Origin of the sequence: Paenibacillus sp. FSL R5-0887 (assembly GCF_038002305.1) — a bacterium.
Classification (GTDB): Bacteria; Bacillota; Bacilli; order Paenibacillales; family Paenibacillaceae; genus Paenibacillus_AQ; species Paenibacillus_AQ odorifer.
In genome coordinates this window covers 2,410,291-2,430,812 of the sequence record NZ_JBBOCE010000002.1, presented here as the reverse complement: position 1 = coordinate 2,430,812, position 20,522 = coordinate 2,410,291, and the positions used below count along the sequence as shown (strand labels likewise).

15 protein-coding genes are annotated in these 20,522 nt (G+C 44.3%); 6 read left to right on the top strand and 9 right to left on the bottom strand.

Going from position 1 to position 20,522, the window contains the following annotated elements; all coding sequences use genetic code 11:
* Positions 1 to 20 precede the first annotated feature (20 nt).
* The 3 genes from MKY14_RS28580 (at position 21) to MKY14_RS28570 (ending at position 3,582) form a co-directional block, all read left to right on the top strand.
* On the top strand, positions 21 to 1,568 hold the full coding sequence (locus tag MKY14_RS28580; protein ID WP_076182015.1) for an FAD-dependent oxidoreductase: 1,548 nt from the start codon (positions 21 to 23) through the stop codon (positions 1,566 to 1,568).
* A 148-nt stretch (positions 1,569 to 1,716) separates the two neighbouring features.
* On the top strand, positions 1,717 to 2,436 hold the full coding sequence (locus MKY14_RS28575; protein WP_036681981.1) for a 3-ketoacyl-ACP reductase: 720 nt from the start codon (positions 1,717 to 1,719) through the stop codon (positions 2,434 to 2,436).
* Positions 2,437 to 3,270: 834 nt separating this feature from the next.
* Positions 3,271 to 3,582: an antibiotic biosynthesis monooxygenase gene (locus MKY14_RS28570; RefSeq protein WP_076179209.1), complete on the top strand. Its 312-nt coding sequence runs from the start codon at positions 3,271 to 3,273 to the stop codon at positions 3,580 to 3,582.
* A 442-nt stretch (positions 3,583 to 4,024) separates the two neighbouring features.
* Here MKY14_RS28570 and MKY14_RS28565 read toward each other — a convergent pair whose 3' ends face one another.
* The 7 genes from MKY14_RS28565 to cidR form a co-directional block, all read right to left on the bottom strand.
* On the bottom strand, positions 4,025 to 6,250 hold the full coding sequence (locus MKY14_RS28565) for an MMPL family transporter (protein ID WP_076182011.1): 2,226 nt from the start codon (positions 6,248 to 6,250) through the stop codon (positions 4,025 to 4,027).
* 212 nt (positions 6,251 to 6,462) lie between these two features.
* Positions 6,463 to 8,358, bottom strand: a complete 1,896-nt coding sequence (locus MKY14_RS28560; RefSeq protein WP_076123991.1) for an ABC transporter ATP-binding protein — start codon at positions 8,356 to 8,358, stop codon at positions 6,463 to 6,465.
* Positions 8,355 to 10,115 (bottom strand): ABC transporter ATP-binding protein, encoded by a 1,761-nt coding sequence (locus MKY14_RS28555; protein ID WP_076123992.1) that lies wholly within the window; start codon positions 10,113 to 10,115, stop codon positions 8,355 to 8,357. The genes MKY14_RS28560 and MKY14_RS28555 overlap by 4 nt, the downstream gene beginning before the upstream one ends.
* Positions 10,108 to 10,494: a MarR family winged helix-turn-helix transcriptional regulator gene (locus MKY14_RS28550; RefSeq protein ID WP_172628867.1), complete on the bottom strand. Its 387-nt coding sequence runs from the start codon at positions 10,492 to 10,494 to the stop codon at positions 10,108 to 10,110. Before MKY14_RS28550 ends, MKY14_RS28555 begins: the two co-directional genes overlap by 8 nt.
* Positions 10,495 to 10,907: 413 nt before the next feature.
* Positions 10,908 to 12,308, bottom strand: coding sequence for a DNA-binding protein (locus MKY14_RS28545; protein ID WP_076123994.1), 1,401 nt, complete (start codon positions 12,306 to 12,308; stop codon positions 10,908 to 10,910).
* A 164-nt stretch (positions 12,309 to 12,472) separates the two neighbouring features.
* Positions 12,473 to 12,742: an aspartyl-phosphate phosphatase Spo0E family protein gene (locus MKY14_RS28540; protein ID WP_076099698.1), complete on the bottom strand. Its 270-nt coding sequence runs from the start codon at positions 12,740 to 12,742 to the stop codon at positions 12,473 to 12,475.
* A gap of 114 nt (positions 12,743 to 12,856) precedes the next feature.
* Positions 12,857 to 13,786 carry a cidABC operon transcriptional activator CidR gene (cidR, locus tag MKY14_RS28535; RefSeq protein ID WP_076278300.1) on the bottom strand — a complete coding sequence of 310 codons (930 nt, stop codon included), beginning with the start codon at positions 13,784 to 13,786 and terminating at the stop codon, positions 12,857 to 12,859.
* A 111-nt stretch (positions 13,787 to 13,897) separates the two neighbouring features.
* On the opposite strand from cidR, the gene MKY14_RS28530 reads away from it, so the two are divergent.
* The gene (locus MKY14_RS28530; protein WP_076123997.1) at positions 13,898 to 14,272 is read left to right on the top strand and encodes a CidA/LrgA family protein; all 375 of its coding nucleotides are present in this window, start codon (positions 13,898 to 13,900) and stop codon (positions 14,270 to 14,272) included.
* Positions 14,266 to 14,949 carry a CidB/LrgB family autolysis modulator gene (locus MKY14_RS28525; RefSeq protein ID WP_076123999.1) on the top strand — a complete coding sequence of 228 codons (684 nt, stop codon included), beginning with the start codon at positions 14,266 to 14,268 and terminating at the stop codon, positions 14,947 to 14,949. The genes MKY14_RS28530 and MKY14_RS28525 overlap by 7 nt, the downstream gene beginning before the upstream one ends.
* Before the next feature lie 76 nt (positions 14,950 to 15,025).
* On the opposite strand, the gene MKY14_RS28520 is transcribed toward MKY14_RS28525, so the two are convergent.
* Both MKY14_RS28520 and MKY14_RS28515 read right to left on the bottom strand, forming a co-directional pair.
* The gene (locus MKY14_RS28520; RefSeq protein ID WP_340977885.1) at positions 15,026 to 15,994 is read right to left on the bottom strand and encodes a Gfo/Idh/MocA family protein; all 969 of its coding nucleotides are present in this window, start codon (positions 15,992 to 15,994) and stop codon (positions 15,026 to 15,028) included.
* A gap of 53 nt (positions 15,995 to 16,047) precedes the next feature.
* Positions 16,048 to 18,360, bottom strand: a complete 2,313-nt coding sequence (locus MKY14_RS28515; protein ID WP_340921149.1) for a helicase C-terminal domain-containing protein — start codon at positions 18,358 to 18,360, stop codon at positions 16,048 to 16,050.
* A 282-nt stretch (positions 18,361 to 18,642) separates the two neighbouring features.
* On the opposite strand from MKY14_RS28515, the gene MKY14_RS28510 reads away from it, so the two are divergent.
* Complete coding sequence (locus MKY14_RS28510) at positions 18,643 to 20,508, top strand: LTA synthase family protein (protein ID WP_076124004.1); 1,866 nt, start codon at positions 18,643 to 18,645, stop codon at positions 20,506 to 20,508.
* Positions 20,509 to 20,522: the final 14 nt, after the last annotated feature.

Genomic DNA, 20,522 nt, shown 5'->3' with positions numbered 1-20,522 from the left:
TAAAGATGGAGGGATAATAGATGGACCCAAACCGTAAAATAACGCAAAGTCTTCCACAATTTCCGGAATCATTATGGAGAGATACCACGGATTTACCGGCTTTTCCAAAGCTGGCTGAAGATATTTCTACAGATGTGGCAGTGGTAGGCGGTGGAATTACAGGCATTACAACAGCCTATCTCCTCAGCAACGCAGGCTACAAAGTCACGCTCTTAGAAGCCGGAGAAATTCTGAGTGGCACTACGGGTTTTACCAGTGCAAAAATCTCAGCACAGCACGGGTTAATCTATCATCATTTGATAAAGCATTTTGGGCAGGAGCAAGCCCGGCTCTATTATCGCTCGAACAGCGAGGCTATGAATTGGATCCAGAATACGGCTGAGGAACTTGAAGTATCCTGCGGCATGAAACATGAGGCGGCTTTTCTGTACGCGGATGCTGAAGATCATAAAACGCTTAAACAACTGGAGGAAGAGTATAAAGCCTATGAACAATTGGGTCTGCCCGGAGAATGGCTAGATAACGTCTCTATCCCTCTGATGGCCAGTGGTGCCATTAAATTACCAGGACAAGCCCGCTTTCACCCGCTGCAATATCTGAAGGGGCTACTGAAGGTCATTCAGGATAAAGGTGGCGTAATCTATGAGCATACGATGATGGCGGATAAGGTGGAGAAGAACGATAAGCTTACGCTTTTTACTGAAAAGGACGAGCATCGGATCACCTGCCGCTACGCCGTTTCAGCTTCTCATTTCCCATTCTACGATGGAGGAGCACTATATTTCTCGCGGCTGCATGCTGAACGTTCCTACTGTCTGGCGATCCAGCCTGAAACGGATTTTGAGGGTGGAATGTATCTAAGTGCAAGCGAACCCACCCGTTCTCTTCGTGCAGTAGAGTGGGAAGGCAGGAATCTGGTCATTGTCGGGGGAGACAACCATAAGACAGGCCAGGGCATCTGTACGATAGGACATTATGAGAATTTGGAGCTATTCGCAGGAAATCTGCTCGGCATCAAAACAATCCCTTACCGCTGGGCAGCACAGGATTTAATCACCCTAGACAGAGTGCCCTACATCGGCAAGATTTCGGACAACGAAGAGATTTATATCGCCACAGGTTTTGGAAAATGGGGCATGACAAGCGGTACGCTGGCCGCACAGATCATCTCGGATCAGATTCAGCGCAAAGATAATCCGTATACCGAATTGTACGATCCGTCCCGCTTCAAAGCTGGCACCAGTCTAAAAAACTTCATCGTGCAAAATGCCAATGTGGCAAAAGAGCTCGTGGCGGGCAAAGTGGAAATCGTCCATAAAAAGACAACTGATTTGGAAGCTGACGAAGGAGCCGTTGTGTTCCATGATGGCAAACGTGTGGGAGCTTATAAGGATCCAGAAGGTAAACTTCATCTGGTGGATAGAACCTGTACCCATATGGGCTGTGAATGCGAATGGAACAACGGGGATCGTTCTTGGGATTGCCCTTGCCATGGTTCCCGCTTCTCCTACGATGGCGAGGTTTTAGAGGGCCCAGCTTCGGTACCGCTGACGAAACTCCATGAATAATACCTTTCATGAAAAGGCAGTTCGGCTTCATGAAAATTTGCAGGCCATTTTCTAAGGGGCGATTGTAATTGCCCTACAGCATTCAGGTATAATAAGACTTGAATGAAGCAGCTGCTTCAAAAAAGTTTGAAGGAGAGTGACGATAGAGATGGATTTGAGAGGAAAGAGTGTTGTAATTACTGGTGCAGGCAAAGGGATCGGAAAAGCCTTGGCTATGGCACTGGCTAAGGAAGGTGCTAATTTAGGCCTGATCTCCAGAACTTCAGGTGATCTCGAAGCGTTAAAATCAGCCTTAACGGAAGTATATGACGTTAAAGTCAGCATTGCCGTGGCCGATATCGCCGTACGCGAAGAAGCTGAACGTGCTGTTGCTTCCCTGCAAAATGAGCTTGGAGCATTTGATGCATTAATCAACAATGCCGGGATCGCAAAATTCGGCACTTTAGTAGAAATGGATCCTGCAGACTGGGAGCGCCACATCCAAGTTAATCTTTACGGTACTTATTACGTAACTCGTGCTGCACTGCCTGCGATGATTGAGAAAAATGGCGGAAATATCATCAATATTTCATCCACAGCCGGAGAACGCGGCTTCGCGACAGGCTCTGCTTATTGCGCGTCCAAGTTCGCTCTCATGGGCATGACCGAAGCCCTCGCACAAGAAGTGCGCAAACACAATATTCGCGTCGTAGCCTTGACTCCAAGCACCGTCAACACTGGCCTAGCTTCCAATGCTGGACTTAAAATCGGTGACGAAGACCGCATGATGCAACCTGAAGATGTTGCTGAATTGGCACTGACAGCTTTGAAGCTGCCGGATCGCGTCTTCCTAAAAACAGCAGGACTATGGACCACCAATCCGCAATAAAATCGCGCTGGACGCGGGGGGAGCCGGGTGATCTGGGGGATTGCATTTTGTGCAATAGAATCGCTCTAGACGAGGGTGAGGCCTTGGGTGATTGCACGTTGTGCAATCAGTTTAGTGGCTCCCCTCCTTTTTAGGCGATTTGGGCTTGATTCTATTGTACAGAATGCAACAGACTGCCTTATTCAGATAACATTCAGGCTATTCTGTTGCACATTCTGCAATGTAACTTCATTTGGGGGCTTTATTAGGGAACTGGGACTGGAATTAGGTGCTAGCTGTAATGGTGGTTTTGAGTAAACAATATGGAGTTGGGTTGGCACTTTGGCTTAGAGTAACGTTATGGTTGAGGTGGCACTTTACTTGCGGTAGTTACTTTAACGTGCAGTAGTTACTTTAACTTGCTATAGCCACTTTTCTTGCAGTAGACACTTTGATTTTTGGCAGGTACCTGAGTTTGCACAATACTTAACGTTTAAATAGATAATAGTTGCACTTTGTACATCTATTCAGCGCAATTAGAGGAGAAATCATACTTTAGTTGCACTCTATACAGTTAAAAGAAGGCTATTCTCGTCGATTCACCAGATTCGCACAAATTAGTTGCAGAGAATACACTTATTCGATCGTTTCTGGTATGACGGATAATTTAAGTGTACAAAGTGCAATTAAACGCCCGCACTCTTGTGTCTTGTGGGATGGTCTTTTATTTTGTTAGTTGAAAATCACGATGTTACCTTGAGATATTGGCTAATTTTCGAGGTTCCCATGTTATATTATTTCGATTCACAATGTCCTGAAAAATATACTAACTTTCTAATCGGAGGTTTATCTATCATGCTGGTAGTAACTAATACTATTAAAGTAAAAGAAGGCCATGGCGAAGCTATTGCTCAACGTTTCGGAGGAAATAATGGTGTGCAGGATATGCCAGGGTTTGTACGTATGGAGGTTTGGCGTGGAAATGCCAAAGAAGGTGTCGAGGAATTAAAAATCTGCACCGTATGGGAGAATGAGGATGCATTCAAAGGCTGGACCTCCAGCGAGTCCTTCCGTCAGTCGCACCGTGGTGCTGGTGGTAATGACGCAATCCTGGGTGCTTCCATCGATAAATATGAACTAATGATCAGCCGCACGCCCAGTAACTAAGGATTTGGACCACCCAAACAGAGCAGTAGCTAGATTGAACCAGCAGTGTGTACGGAATGGTAGCCCGATAAGTACAGTTAACTAATTGTCTATTACTGCTAGGTAACCGGTGCTACGAGCTAATTGACTATTATTGATGCAGCCACCTAATTGTCTTTTACCACTGGGCTAGCCAATGCAGCACGCTAATTGTCTTCTACCACTGGGCTAAGACAATCAGCCGCTAATTAACACAGTTATCGCTTCTAAATGCTAATTGCTACAGTAAAAACTTAGAGTAATTATCGTCCAGCTGACTGATTGATTAGCCTAATAGATACTGTTCAGTTAGTTGGTACAAGCAGCGCTATTATCCAGCGATGTCCTGTGCCCAAGCCTAAAACAAACAGGGATGTCCGGAGCCAATATGGCTCTGAGACATCCCTGTTTGTTTATAAACTCATTATTTACTTACATCTGGCTGAGGGGTCTCCACCTCTTGATGTTTACCCGGCCAGAACGACCAACGGCCAAAGAGCGTTGTAATAGCTGGTACAAGGAACGGCCGAACCACGAAGGTATCCAGCAGAACACCAAGAGCGGTGATGATACCGAACTGCACAAGCACCTGAATCGGCAAGCTTGCCAATACAGCAAATGTACCTGCCAGAATGAGGCCGGCAGAGGTAATTACCGAGCTGGTCTCATTCACTCCTTCCGCGATAGCCTGCTTAAGCGGCATGGTTTTACGCTTTTTCCAGATATTCGAGATCATGAAGATGTTGTAGTCTTCTCCAAGTGCCACCAAGAAAACAAAGGAATACAGTGGGATCGCTCCCTGAATGGCATCTGCTCCCATCACATAGTGAATGATAATCCAACCTAAGCCAAGCGCTGAGAAAAAGGAGAGAATAACGGTGCCGACCAGATAGATGGTGGCCACTATTGAACGCAGATATATCAACAACAGTACGGTGATCATTCCGATCACCACGGGGATAATCAGATCGGTGTCCCGATCTCCAATCTCTTTAGTGTCATGCTGTGTCGCCGTCTGCCCGCTTACCCACACGTGATCCGCAGGGTTCGCAACGTCTACATCGATTAATGCCTGCTCTGCGGTAGCAAGAAGGGTAGGAATATGACCCATCGCTTCTAGTGAATATGGATTGCTTTTAAATTCAATATCAAAACCAACAATATCTTTGTTTACTGCCCCCTGCTGCGGATCGGAAACCGTGTCCACATAGGTGAGTCCGCCAAGAATGACCTTTAAATCCTCTCCGCTCGCTTTTCCTTGGGTATCAATAATCAGCTTCGCTGGAGCTAATTCTCCGGGAGAGAACTGTTTGCCAATAAGGTCGAAACCTTCGCGGGACTCCATATTTTTAGGAAAAGAGGATAGGATATCATACGTAAATTTGATGCCACTGGAGAATGAAGCCAAAATCCCCAGTCCGATAACGGTCACACCTACGATAGCCCAAGGCCGGGTTACTACCAAACCACCAATTCCTTTTTTACGGGAAACTTTGGGTTCCGGAATAGGTTTGCCTTTAGCCTTAGCCCGTTCTACCTCCATTTGCGGTGTGCGCGGAATGAATGGGAAGAACGAGGTCCGTCCGAAGATTGCCAGCAGTGCTGGTACGAGGGTTAGACTGGCAATTCCCATGATGAAGATAGATACGCTAAATGGAATGGCAAAACGATGATAAGCTCCATACTTAGCCAGCAATAACGCAAACAGCGCGAGCACGACGGTGAAGCCACTCATAGCAATGGCGCCTGAAGATTCGGTAATGGAGCGAAGAAGCGCACGACTCTTACTCTCTTCTACCTTCAACAACTGCCGGAACCGTGAGATCAGGAACAGGCAATAGTCCGTACCAGCTCCGAATAGCAAAACAGTCATAATCGAGACAGCCTGTGAATCCACTGTGATCCAGCCTTCTTGCGCCATTTTTCCAAGAATCGGACTAGTTACACCATAAGCGAATCCAACCGCAATAAGTGGAATAAAAGCCAAGATCGGTGAACGATAAATCACCAATAAGAACACCAGCACAAGCATAACCGTAGCAATTAACAAGGAAACGTCTGCGTTCTGAAACAGGCCTGAAGCATCTATGGAGATGCCCACTGGACCCGTAACACGTAAACTCAGGTCTTTTCCATCCACCTTAGCCGCGGAGGGGTCTCCACCCGTCTCTGTGTTTATGATCTTCTTCATTTCTGTCACAGCTTCGCCAAGCTGATCACTATCTGCTGTTTTATCAAAAAGCACCGGGGTTACCAGCGTACTAAGATCCTCAGATAACGAGGCTTGTAATGCCTGTGGCGGCAGTTGTCCTAATGGGGGAACAAAATTCTGATGGGGCAATGGTTGCTGCTCCAACTTCTTGTACACAGCAGTGATATGTACTAAATCATCTTGTGAAAGCCCACCTTCTCTATGCCATACGAGCAGCGCAGGCACTCCACTTCCACTAGGGAATTCTTGCTCTGCAATAGCTGCTGCCTGTACCGATTGTGAATCATCTGGGAGGTTAGGCGCATTATTAGCAACCTGAGAATTCACTGCAGGCCATAACAGGGTAAGTGCACCTACAAGCACTATCCATACGAGAAGAGTAATCCACTTCGTCTTTTTTCCTGCCACCCATTTTCCGTAGCCTGACATTCCCTTCATCCTCTCCTTTACCTTGCAGCCTTAAAAATGAGCCGCGGGTCATTTTTTATTCTATCATATATATGCTTTAATTTTTAATCAAACTTTTTTTATTTCTCAGAAAAATTAAAACACATCATCACATATAAAATACCCCTCTCTTCACATAAAAAATCAGCAACATGTGAAAAGAGGGGTTTATGGGTTATCTATACTTTTTTCTTCACTTCAATTTAGCCTACGTCCAAATCTCCTTCAGAGAACTGACTGTTATAGAGATCCGCATAGAATCCGCCTTGGGCCAGCAGTTCTTCGTGGTTGCCTTTCTCGATTACACTACCTTGATTCATGACAAGGATGAGATCCGCATCACGAATCGTCGAGAGACGATGGGCAATAACGAAGCTGGTTCTGTTTTGCATCAGCGCATTCATCGCTTTTTGAATCAGCAATTCAGTCCGTGTATCGACACTGCTCGTTGCTTCATCAAGAATAAGGATCGATGGATCGGCCAGAATAGCGCGAGCAATAGTAATCAACTGCTTCTGTCCTTGTGAAATATTAGAAGCTTCTTCATTTAACACCGTATTGTAGCCAAGCGGAAGTGTGCGGATAAAGTGATCGGCATGCGCAGCTTTGGCAGCCCGCACCACATCAGCTTCAGATGCACCTTCACGACCGTAAGCAATGTTGTCACGAATCGTACCGTTGAAGAGCCAGGTATCCTGAAGCACCATACCAAATTTACTGCGTAGGTCACTCCGTTTCATATCGGTAATGTTGACGCCATCAATGATAATTTCCCCATCGTTAAGCTCGTAGAAGCGCATCAACAGGTTAATCAAAGTGGTTTTACCAGCACCAGTAGGACCGACAATCGCTATAGTCTGACCTGGACTAACCTCAATATTCATGTCCTCAATCAGAATAGCATCCTCTTTATAGCCGAATTTCACATGACGGAACTCAACGGAACCTTCCGGAGCACCTTCATCAAGCTTCACCAGTGTAGTATTAACTTCCTTAACTTCCTCTTCTTCATCCAGAAGTTCAAATACACGTTCTGCGGAAGCAATGGTGGATTGAATAATGTTAGCAATATTAGCCGTTTGTGCAATCGGCTGGGTGAACTGACGTGAATATTGAATGAAGGCTTGGATATCCCCGACATCAATCATTTTTTTAGTAACAAAAATACCACCCACAACACAGATAAGCACATAACCCAAGTTACCGATAAACATCATAAGCGGCATAATCATACCTGACATAAATTGAGACCGCCAGCCAGAATCATAAAGCTTATCATTTATTTCATCAAAATCTTTAAGCGACTGCGGTTCGCGGCCGAAAGCTTTAATAATCCGGTGCCCCGTATACATTTCCTCTACATGACCATTCAACTGGCCAAGCGATTTCTGCTGTCTCACAAAATAAGTCTGCGAACGTTTAGAGATCGCCATAATCACAATAAAGCTGAGTGGCAACGTAGTAATCGTGATTAAAGTCAGCCATGGGCTGATGGTAAGCATCATCACAATAACACCAATAATAGTGACGATTGAAGTAATTAGCTGCGTTAAACTTTGCTGCAACGTGGTACTGATGTTATCCACGTCATTCGTAGCACGGCTAAGAATTTCCCCGTGTGTACGGGAGTCAAAATATTTTAAAGGTAAACGCTCCAGCTTGCTGTTGATCTGCTCACGCATGTCATAAACTACCTTCTGCGCTACACCCGCCATTACATATTGCTGAATGTAACTAAACAAAGCACTAAGCAGATACAATCCCGCGAGCAGGATCAGAATATCATTAATATATCCAAAATCAATGGAGGCACCTTCTACACCCATCAGTTTGCCGTAAGCACCTTCGAACAGTTTGGTTGTAGCTTTACCCATAACTTTTGGACTGAAGATACTGAACACCGTACTGGCAATCGCCATAATTAGTACAATAATCAATTGAACCATACGTGGGCGCAAGTATTTGATTAGGCGACGAAGTGTACCTTTAAAATCTTTAGCTTTTTCTGCCGGCATCCTCATTCCAGGACCACCCGGTCCACCCGGGCCTTTATGGCCGCGGGGAGCTGCAGGTTTATGTTCTCTGTTTTGTTCACTCATGCTATTTCCTCCTCTGACAGCTGCGAGGATACGATCTCGCGGTACACATCACTGCTCTCGAGCAGTTCACGGTGAGTGCCCATTCCAGCAATTTCACCCTCATCAATTACAATAATCCGGTCCGCATCCATAACGGTGCTAACCCGTTGAGCTACGATCAATACGGTGGATTCCGTAGTTTCAGATTTGAGAGCCGCGCGAAGTTTGGCATCTGTCTTGAAATCAAGAGCTGAGAAGCTATCGTCAAACAGATAAACCTCAGGTTTTCTCACAAGCGCCCGAGCAATGGACAACCGCTGTTTCTGACCACCTGAGACGTTATTCCCGCCCTGAGCAATTTCTGAGTCAAACCCATCCTTCATCGCGGATACGAAATCGTAGGCTTGAGCCACCTTAGATGCATGAATGATTTCTTCATCCGTAGCATCCTCTTTACCGTAGCGGATGTTCTCATTAATCGTACCCGAGAACAATACTGCTTTTTGTGGGATGTAACCGATTTTGCTCCGCAGCTCTTCCTGTGTCATCTCACGCACATCCACTCCGTCTACGCGTACAGCACCTTCATTAACATCATAGAATCTTGGAATCAGGCTAAGCAGTGTAGATTTACCCGATCCGGTACCCCCGATAATTGCGGTAACTTCACCCGGACGAGCACTAAAGCTAATTTTCGAAAGTGCAGGCTGTTCTGCCCCTGGATAGGAAAAAGATACATTCTCAAACTCAACAAAACCACGCAAAGAATCGCGTCCATCTTTTTTAGTAGCTTGAGCTGTTGTATGCAGTTCACTCTCAGTAGGATCTGTAAATTCAGGCTGCATATCCAGCACCTCATTGATACGCACGGCTGAAGCTGAAGCACGCGGAATTAACACGAACATCATCGATACCATAATCAGAGAGAACATAATTTGCATTGCATATTGGATAAATGCCATCAGGGACCCAACTTGCAAGTCGCCATCACCAATTCGTATTCCACCAAAATAAAGAATAGCAATCATAGAAAAGTTCATTACAATCATCATCAGCGGCATCAGGCCGGCCATGATTTTGTTGACCTTGATAGCTGTATCCGTAAGATCACGGTTAGCTTCGGTGAAACGTCTATTCTCATGATCAATCCGGTTAAAAGAACGAATAACACGAATACCTGTCAGATGCTCACGCAGCACCAGGTTTAATTTATCAAGCTTAATCTGAATGGCTTTAAACAGTGGCAGACCCTTCATCCCAATAAAGAAGATCGCCCCTACAAGTACAGGAATAACGACTACAAAAATCAATGATAATTTAGCATCTTCAGATACTGCCATGATGATACCACCAATCATCATCATCGGTGCTCCGATCATCATGCGCAACATCATAGTAAGTACCGTTTGAACTTGTGTAATATCATTTGTTGTACGTGTAATCAAGGAAGCTGTACCCAGCTTATCGAATTCATGCAGCGTAAAATTTTCTACATGGTTAAATACTCGTGCACGGGTAAGTTTACCAAACCCGGCTGCTACTTTTGCCGATAAGTAACTGGCAATTACCGAACATAAAGCACCGCCACCTGCAACCAGGAGCATGAAACTACCTATTTTCCAAATATAAGCGCGATCTCCTTGAACAATCCCTTTGTCGACGATGTCGGACATCAGAGTAGGAAGGTATAAATCGCCCATGGACTGCAAAAATACAAGGATTAATACAGCACCAATAGCTACCCTAAAAGGCTTCAGTTGTTTAAATAATTTAATCAAGCTTCTCATCTCCGTTCATTTGTAGCCTATCCCAATCAGGTGGTGGATTATCCTCAACGTATTCATGTACCTTAAGCAATAGCTCTGTGAGCTGTTTAGTGTCTTTTTCGCCTAAGTGTTGCACAAGCTTATCAAGCATCACATCACGATAATGTTCTGCTTTTCGTGTGAGTTCTTTTCCACTTTCCGTTAATTTCACGCGTACAACTCTTCGATCCGAAGGATCCGCGCGTCTTTCCACCATCTGTTTCGCTTCAAGACTGTTAATCAGCTGCGTGATGGTAGGAGGAGTGAATCCAAGTAGTCGGCTGATTTCAGACACCTTGAGACCCTCTTCATCAGAATGATTCCATTTTTCAATGCATATCATTAAAGTCATCTCACTTGGCTTGTGGCCCTCAACGCCCTTTTGCCATTGAGCTTTGTGCAGGCGTTTCATCGCCGCAAAAAGCCCGTGTGCGACTGAATTTTCAGTATTTTCTGTATTTCCTCCGTTTATCCCAATTTCCTTCACCTCTATTTTAGTTAGGTCAACTAATTATTAAACACTATATTATTTAGGCTACCTAATTATATTTTCGTCAGATTGCTTTGTCAAATTATGAATACGCTATCAATTATTACGAAAAAGAAAACTCCCCAGCACGAGTGCAAGGGAGTAGTTATCGGTTTATGTATTGCTCTGTATTTTAAGGATTGAATAGATGTTTTCACCCTTAGAACCAAGCTCCGTGCTCATAGGTTGTAATGCCTCCATTACTTCCAGAGCCCACAGGTCCAATGATAATGAAGCTAAACAATGCTAACACGCTTACCATCATCAACAGTGATTTTTTCATTTTTTCTCACCCCCTTTACTAGTTCTCTATATTTATCCTGTTGAGAAGCAGTAGCGTAATCCCTGCTCGTCTCAAATAAGGTTATACAATTAATGAAATCTTTTCCGTTGTTTTGCTTTATAGATAACTCCAAAGATTTCAGAAGATAATCTACACCTGTGCTATAACATTGCTTATTTATTTCATAGATTGCTACTTGATAGTACAAACGAAATACGCGATCTACATTATTAGGCTCCTGGAATCCTTCAAACCTCAACATTTCTCGTGAGAATCGTGTAAGTACACTGTCAGCAGAGAACCCGTAACGATTAGCAGCATCCATTATAGTTATAAGTCCAGCTAAGATTTCACCTGGGTGATCTGCTAAAAAGGCCGCGTAGGAAGATAGAACATCCACATTACCCATCAACAACTCAATTGTGAAACCATTGCCCATTGCGAATAACCGAAATTGTTCTACCGCCTGACGACCTTCTTCGTTCATCATTTCAAACCAGCCAAGATCTGCGTAGCCTGCAGTATACTTTTTGGCTTCTTCATATTTACCTTGCTTGGTCAGCGAAATCGCTTTAAGCAAATACCCATGACCGTAATAAACCACTAATGGACGTTCCGTATGAAGAACTTCCTTACGTTTATCCACATTACTTCGCAGTTGCTCGCGGTAAACAGCATTAGCCAGCGTTCTTAGCTCATCAGCGAAAGACTCCATTTTATTCCATCGACGAAGATCGAAACATAACTGTGTCAAAGTTAAGAGACCATCCAATTGCATATTTTCTGGTAGACGATTCCTGAAAGGTTCAAAAGTAATAACTGCATGTAACTTCTCGTCTGAATCGACGATGGATAAAATGGCTCTAAAAATACGATAATGACTTATTGCGAGCCGCTCCGAGTAACTGTCGGACTCATTCTCAGCTACAACTTTATAAAAAAATATCGATTCATCTATTTTACCTTTTTTAAACAATTTATCAGCTACCGAATAAACGATATCCAGAGACTTCGGATATTCCAGTAATCTGCTTAAAGTGTCCTCAATACAAGGCTGTTTGCCCAATTCAGCACAACGAATCAAAAAAGGCTCCACTCTACGGCGTGAGACCTTCTCATCATTGAAGCATTCATCAACATATAGAGGATATAACCAGCCTTCTGGAAAACCAAAGGCTTTTATAATTGCATCTACTTGTCCCAAGGACATAGGCTTCGGCGGATTTCCATGCAGAATTGCACTGAGGCTGCCTCGATTCAGGCCACAAATTTTTGAAAATGAGGCGAGATTATGGCCGGAGCGGGACAAATTTTTCTCAATTTCTGAGCGTATAGTTGTTAACTTTCCCTCCACTCGGCACCCCCAAAGTTTGACTTGAAAAGATTCTATTAATTGACATTATAGGTGAAAGTTATGGATTGTACAACAAATAGATTGTACGACAAATAGAGGAGCCTAATACGCTCCTCTAGATCAGTAACATCTTCATAGTATTATAATTCTATGTTGTTGGTAGTTTAGCTAACAGTGATGGCGGTTTTGGAACTTCTACTATAGGATGTAATGCCGGCTTTCCGGTTGCGCAAATTTTCCATCATCTTATTTTGTGCCAGCAAAATATAGCTGTCTAATCGCTCACTGAGCTCTAGAACAGCACGGTCACTAAGACTGCGTTGCTCTGCAACCTCCAGCAATTCACATCTAAGACTCTCTATAGTTACAAGTAGCTCATCTTCTTTATAATCTTTTCTATGATTATTCTTGGAGGAATTTGGATTTTGTGTCACATCTCTCTCCTTCTCTCTATCAACATCTTCTCCTATCATAAGTCATGATACCAAAAAACATATTTTCAAAAAAAAGAAAAATTGTAGAGCTTCTAACAAAAACGGAATTACTACTTATTCAGAGTCCTCCGCAAGTTCGTCAGGGAGCTCATTTGGATACTGTTCTCGCAAAAGTCCCTTTGCAAAAGCAATCCATTCGCGTGCCGCAAAAGATAAATAACGGTCTCTACGCCACGCCATAGCAAGCTGCCACGGAATTACCGGATCCGTCAAAGGCACAACGACCAATCGTGAACGATCCATATCCCGGCAAATGGTTTCTGGCAGCAATGCGATTCCCATTCCGGCAGCCACCATACGGCTAATTAAGTCCCATTGGGAGCTCTCATAGATAACCTTAGGCTGAAATCCCGCCTTCACACATTCCGTAATAATCCGATCATGCAGCGTAAAATCCTCCCGGAACAGCACAAACTCCTCTTCGGCTAGTTCACTTAACGGAACAAGGTCTGCCTCGGCCAATCTATGTCCAACAGGTAAAATAAGATTCAGCTTCTCTTCAACAAAGGTGAAGCAATGAAGTTTGGCTGTATTTACAGGCAGCACAACCATTCCGATATCCAACAAGCCCGTTTCTACATCTTCCTCCACTTTTTTCGCGCCATCCTCATGCAGACGAATAGTAACCTGCGGATAACGTTTATGAAATTGACCAATCACCGAAGGAAAAAAGCTCGCTCCTACCATTGGAGGCAGACCGATGCGGATGTGGCCCTGCTCCAAATTTCGTAAGCTATCCAGCTCAGAAGACAAGCTGGCGAACGACTCCACGATATTTTGCGCTTTGGTGAACAGAATTTCCCCCGCATCTGTAAGCCGGACACTTTTCCCTTCACGGTAAAACAAATCAGCCTCCAGCTCGATCTCCATATTCCGGATCATTTTACTGATCGTAGGTTGTGAAATATATAAGGATTCGGCAGCCCGAGTAAAGCTTTTCATTCGTGCTGCTTGGACGAAATATTCTAATTGTCGGATATCCATTTTCCAACCTCCGATCCATAGACAAAAGGAATGTCATTTATTCAATCTATTCATTTTACCTATGAAAACAATTGATGTAAACTTTCATTATCATGAAAGGAGCGAAGCCTTATGAAAAAGATTGTTATAGGCTTGCTGCAGGTAGCGGGACTCACCCTATTCTCATTACTAATCAATGCTGTAACCCCATTTTTGCATATCCCTATTCCCGGAAGCATACTCGGAATGATTATATTGTTTCTTCTGCTTGAGTTTGGTGTCATTCATCTGAATTGGGTTGAAGTTGGTGCTTCTTGGCTACTGGCTGAGCTCTTGCTGTTCTTTATTCCATCTGCTATCGGCGTAATGAAATACGCCAATATTCTGGAAACTGATGGTTTACGAATCCTCGCGGTGGTCATTTTGGGTACGATTGTTGTAATGGCCAGTTCCGGATTACTTACCAGTAGAATTTACAAAGCAAAGGAGCGGAAAGGATCATGTTAAACGCTCTATTATTCTTCGGTCTTACGGTTGCTGTATATCTACTGGCGAAACGCATTTATGCTTCTAGTGGCAAAGTGTACACCTCTCCATTGATCATTACACCCGTGCTTATGATTATCTTCTTACTCATCACAGGCATTACTTATGATTCTTACAATGCGGGAGGCAAATGGCTGACGGATTTGCTGCAACCGGCAACTATGGCCTTTGCAATCCCTCTGCATAAAAACTTCAAGGTGCTCAAAAAGCACGCCGCCGAAATTGCGGCAGGCGTGCTGTCAGGGACGATAACAGCGGTGATCTCTTCCATTCTGCTCGCCAAATGGCTGCATGTCAGCGGCGATCTGGCAGCCAGTCTGGTTCCACGTTCGGTGACTACACCGATCGCTATGAGCATCTCGCAAAGTATCGGCGGTGTACCGAGTATTACTGCAGTCTTCGTCATCATTACCGGGATACTCGGTACAATGATGGGCCCTACAGTACTCCGCATCTTCCGCATTGACAATGAAATCGCGCGTGGTGTATCGCTGGGAACCGCTGCGCATGGTACAGGAACATCCAAGGCCTTCGAGCTTAGTTCACTGACCGGAACCATCTCCAGTATTGCGATGATTCTGTCCGCGCTGTTATCCATAGGTGTGGCGCCAGCTTTACTCGCAATATTCCTCCACTAGGCTAACCCAGCTTGAGCCAAGGACATGTCTCTTTAGCACATCTAAGGCGGCATGTCCTTTTTTTAAGAATCCGAACTTAGAATTTAACCGGAAGTCCACTTTGTGCGGACTCGTAAGCCGCACAAGTTACTTTAAGCGTCTTGAATCCATCCTCATAGTCACTGAGAATACGCGAACGATCTCCTGTCCGTACAGCATACAGAAAAGCTTCACTTTCCACTAAATATGGATTTCCTGTGTTTTCAAATTCGGTGCTATTGCCACTTCGCACTTCCAAGAGACGATCCGGGTTCCAGTCCAGCAATCCCCGATCATTATAGAAACTAAGACCTACACTTCCTACCGGATCAGGCAGCACACATGTATTTGAAATATTAGCTATGATTCCATTCTCAAGCTTCAGAGATACGGTACCTACATCGGCTACACTCACACCTTCATGCTGCTCATGCATAATTCGATTTCCGAACATGCCGTATACTTCTTTTACCTCTCCTGCCAGATAACGCACCAAATCGACGATATGAGTGGTCTGCTCGGTGAACTGTCCTCCGGATTGCTCCTGATCACGCCACCAAGCTACGCCCGGCATGCCGCCCATCCACTGGCCCATGACCATACCGATCTTGTCACCACGTAGTGTTTCCTTGAGCCTATTAACATTCTCTTGATAGCGGAAATGGTAGCCTACCGAGGTCAATAAATTATGTTCTTTAATATCTTGCAGCAAGCTGGCAGGAATTTCAGTAGTCATACTAAGCGGCTTTTCTATAAAAAAGGGAAGATCCCTCTTGATTAATGAACGTTCAATCGCACCATGAGATTGTGGAGGCACACAGATATAAACAGCATCAAGCTTCTCCGCATCCAACATCTCTGTAATATCACCATATCCAGCAGCTCCATATGGACGTGCCATATCTTCGCCTTTGGCTTTACTGCTTCCACAGACTGCCTGCAACTGGACATCAGCCATCCCTGCCAGCAAATCAGCATGTACCTTAGAGAACCAACCTGTACCCACAATACCCACTTTTATTGTCATATTATTTCCTCCTGCCGATTGATTATGAATACCCTTTCGTAGATTATAACCTCTTATGAGCGTATAAGATAATCTCTCCATTCTTCGGGAAGCAAATGCATATATGGACTCTGCAAAAAACGGTCATCCGCCAACACGATAATGCCCGTATCCGTCTCGCTGCGAATCAACCTGCCTCCGGCTTGGAGTACCTTACACATTCCCGGATAGACATAGGCATAATCAAAGCCATTTTTTCCTCTGGCATTAAAATATTGACGCAGCAGATTGCGTTCAAGACCAAGCTGTGGCAGGCCAACGCCAACAACCATAACCCCATTGAGGCGATCCCCTGGCAGATCCACACCTTCTGAAAAAATCCCTCCAAGTACAGCAAATCCCAATAACGTCTCGTCATTATCTGGACTAAATGCGGCTAAAAAACTTTCTCTAGCTTGCTCGCTCATGCCAGTATCCTGCATCAATGTCCGGATTTCAGGGTAATACTCCGTAAAGGCCTGATATACGTTTTGCAAATAGAGGTACGAAGGAAAAAACACCAGATAGTTGCCCTTTTTAGAGACCATTTGGCTCAGTGCTTTAGTCAACGGAACTAGGGAGGCTTCCCGGTCATGATAACGTGTGGAGACAGGTAAGACGGTTACTTCCCACTGCTCTTTCTGAAAAGGGGAAGACACGGTTAAACTGTAATCTTCCTCCGCTGCACCAATCATATCCCGGTAGTAAGATAATGGAGAAAGTGTAGCTGAGAACAGGATCTGACTGCGAAAGCTCTTGGACATCTGCCGTAGCAGATGCGAGGGATCCAAATTGAATAGCTTGAGATAGACATCCCCTCTACGAACCTCCGCATAGGTAATGTAGCGTTCATCATAGGTCTTAAAGGTGCGGAGCATGCCCTGAACTGCAAAATAGGTATCCAAGAGGACATTTTCCCCTTCTCCTTCCCCATTCAGTGAGACAATACTGGAGCTCGGGTGAATAAGCTCCTGTTCCGCCTCCAAAGAAAATATCTCAAGCAAAGCCGGCAGCTCCTCCGGGAACGAGTCCCACTGCCCTTGCCCCTCTTCATTGCAAATTTTGCGAAGGGAGATGAAAAAAGCATTCACCGATTTAGCGGCTGTACTCAAATTCCGGTTCATTTCTTTATATTGGCGCTGGATTTCCAGGAAAGGGGCTTTCAGCAAAGAGGCGGAGAACATCTCCCGTCCCCGGTCTACCAGATTATGTGCTTCATCTACTAGAAGTACCGTTTCTCTCTTTCTTTCCTCTGTTAGCCGTTTCAGACTGATGCGAGGATCATATATATAATTGTAATCGCAGATCACAGCATCACAGGCATAGGCTGCATCCAACGAGAACTCAAATGGGCACACTTTGTGTTTGTGAGCATACAGTGCAAGGGTGTCTCTGCTCATCAGCGTCTCATGCTCTAACAGATCCATTAATGCCTCGTTGATCCGGTCATAATAACCATCCGTATAAGGACAGGAATCCTTACCACATATCCCCTCTTCGCGAAAACAGGCCTTCTCTTTAGCGGTAAGTGTGATGACATGCAGCTGAAGACCCTGCGTTAGCAACAGCGAGATCGCTTCCTGCGCGGCAAAACGGGTAACCGTCTTTGCCGTTAAATAGAACAATCCTTTAGCTTGTCCTTCGCCCATCGCTTTAAGGACAGGGAACAACGTCGACATTGTTTTCCCGATACCTGTGGGGGCTTGAGCGAACAGACTGACCTTTTCCACGACGGACTTGTATACAGCTCCTGCAAAATGACGTTGTCCCTTTCGATAAGAGGAGAACGGAAAGCTCAACTCCCGAAGACTCTGCTCCTTCTTAGCATCATGACGAACCATCATCTCAGCGTATGGAGCATATCTAGCCACTGTGTCATTCACAAATGAAATCAGTTCTTCAAAAGACAACGTTCGGTACAAGCTTTTTTGCTCATCAGTAGCCCGGTGGACATAGGTAAGCTTAACCTGAATAGAAGAAAGCTCTTGCTCCAGAGCCAACATATATGCGTACATCAGCGCCTGTGCCCAATGAACCTCATGTCCTTCATCCAGTAAATCAAGGAGTCCGGAGGTTGATTTGATTTCTTCGACCGTAAAGCTCCCATCCTCCGAGACAAGCAATCCATCACAACGCCCATCTACAACATAAAGCAGGTTTCCATAAGGAATCTCCGTTTTCAAATAAACCTCCTTGCGGTCACCTTCCTTATATTGCTTTTGGATCTTCTGATGAATTCTTGTGCCTTCGACCATAGCGCCCGTTCCATGAAAGCCAGGTTCAATGCTTCCGCTGCGAAAAACATATTCAACGAGAGTTCTAACTGATAAAGCTACTGTAGAGCTCATCCAGCATCACCTCCTTTTATTATCCATATATCCTTTTTGTTCCCAATTGCCATTTTAGTCCTGAATTCGTTGTATAACCCTGCATGAGAGCAGGAGCGTCAGCTTCAACCCTTTGTGTTCAACTTTACGCGCTCCACTAAGCTTATACTTAGGTTCTCGATTTTTGACATTCTATAGCCAGCCCTGCATAATAAATTTAATTACTATGGAATTATTTTGTCTGGGCGCTATTTCTTCCTAGCCGGGAAATGGCGTTTTATCATGTAGAAAGAAGGCGAAGCTGTGTCATCCTTTAACTTTAAACAGTGGATCGTTAAACCTTTTGTGTTTTTCACAATAATTTTTATTCTAAAAGCTTTCTTGGCATGGGGCGTAATCTTTGACGATATATTGCCCTGGAAATCATTATTAACTGAAATCCCCTTTGCTTGGGCGCTCTTCTGTATCATTGAACGTTTTGGTTCCAAGCGCAAGCTCGGATATTACATGACCGTAAATTTATTAGTGACAGCCATTTTCTTCGCAGCCATTATGTATTTTAAATATTACGGTGTTATTGTGACTTACCATGCAGCGGAGCAGGTGAATCAAGTCACTGCCGTCAGCAACAGCGTATTCTCACTAATGGATCCATACTACCTGCTGATTTTTACAGACATCATTATTCTTGGCGTCTATTTCTTCTTTAATAAAAAAGGCCGGGTCTATAAGAAAGAGAATATCAACCACCGCCGTGGCGGAAAACTTAAGTATAGTGTTCTGTTTGCAGTCTCACTTGCTTTATGTTTGTTCAACATCTTGCCTAATAAGGCCAGTATGAACGAAATTAAGAAAGCTCAAGAAATGGGAATTCTTAATTATGAAGCTTATACGATCTTCGCTAAAGAAGAGCCTGAGCTAGTCGATTCAAGTGACATTACACAGGATGCCATCAACAAATTGAAGGGGATTAATACTGCGGCTAGTTCTCCACTTCAAGGCATCGCTAAAGGCAAGAACCTTATTATTCTTCAAATGGAATCTTTCCAGAATTTCTTGCTGGGACTTAAATTAGACGGTCAAGAAATTACACCGAACCTGAACAAGGTAATGAAGGACAGTCTTTACTTCCCTAATTTCTATCAAATGGTTGGCCAAGGGAATACGTCGGATGCAGAGTTCGTAGTTAACACTTCCTTCTACATCCCTCCACGTGGAGCGGCAACGATGTCTTATGTGGATAAGGTACTTCCAAGTCTGCCACGCGTGCTTAAAGAAAATGGATATCAGACAGCAACCTTCCACACCAATGTCGTAGAATTCTGGAACCGCGGCGAGCTGTATGACTCCCTCGGCTTCGATCATTATTATGACCGCAAATTTTTTGGTGAAGATGATGTCTTCTTCTTTGGAGCTTCTGATGATACGCTCTACAGTAAGACAGCCGATAAACTAAAAGAAATGGACCAACAGGAGCAGCCTTTTTACGCTCAAGTCATTTCAATGTCAGCGCATCACCCTTTTACTATTCCGGAAGAAAAATACCGCATGAAGCTGCCGGAGCGTTATGAAGGTACTTTTGTTGGTGACTATATCCGTTCCCAGAACTATGCGGATGATGCTTTTGGACATTTTGTAGAAGAGCTAAAAGCAAATGGTGTCTGGGACAATAGTGTAATCATGATTTATGGAGATCATATGGGATTGCCGATTTATTCCCTCGATCATGATGATAAAGAATTGATGACTGAAATCTATGGTCATGAATACAGTTATGCGGATATGATGAACATCCCTCTGCTTATTCATGCAGGTGCTGGCGTAGCATCGCAGACCATTGACGAAGTAGGCGGAGAAGTAGATATCATGCCAACCGCAGCCAGTCTGCTTGGGATTTCATTAGAGAATAACGTATATTTTGGTCAAGATCTACTCAGTCAGACTTATAATTTGCTGCCAGAACGATATTATTTACCTTCTGGTTCATTCATTGCCAGCTCAGGATTGCTTATTCCTGGTAACAGCTTTGAAGACAACACTCAGTACTCTATTTATAACAATGGAACAACGCCGAGTGCCACTGAAGACGAATATAACCGTGCCTTGAGGCTTTTACAGCTTTCCCACAGCTATATCACTCAGTTGCCTGACAAACAACCTAAACAATAAATTACAGGGCGTAG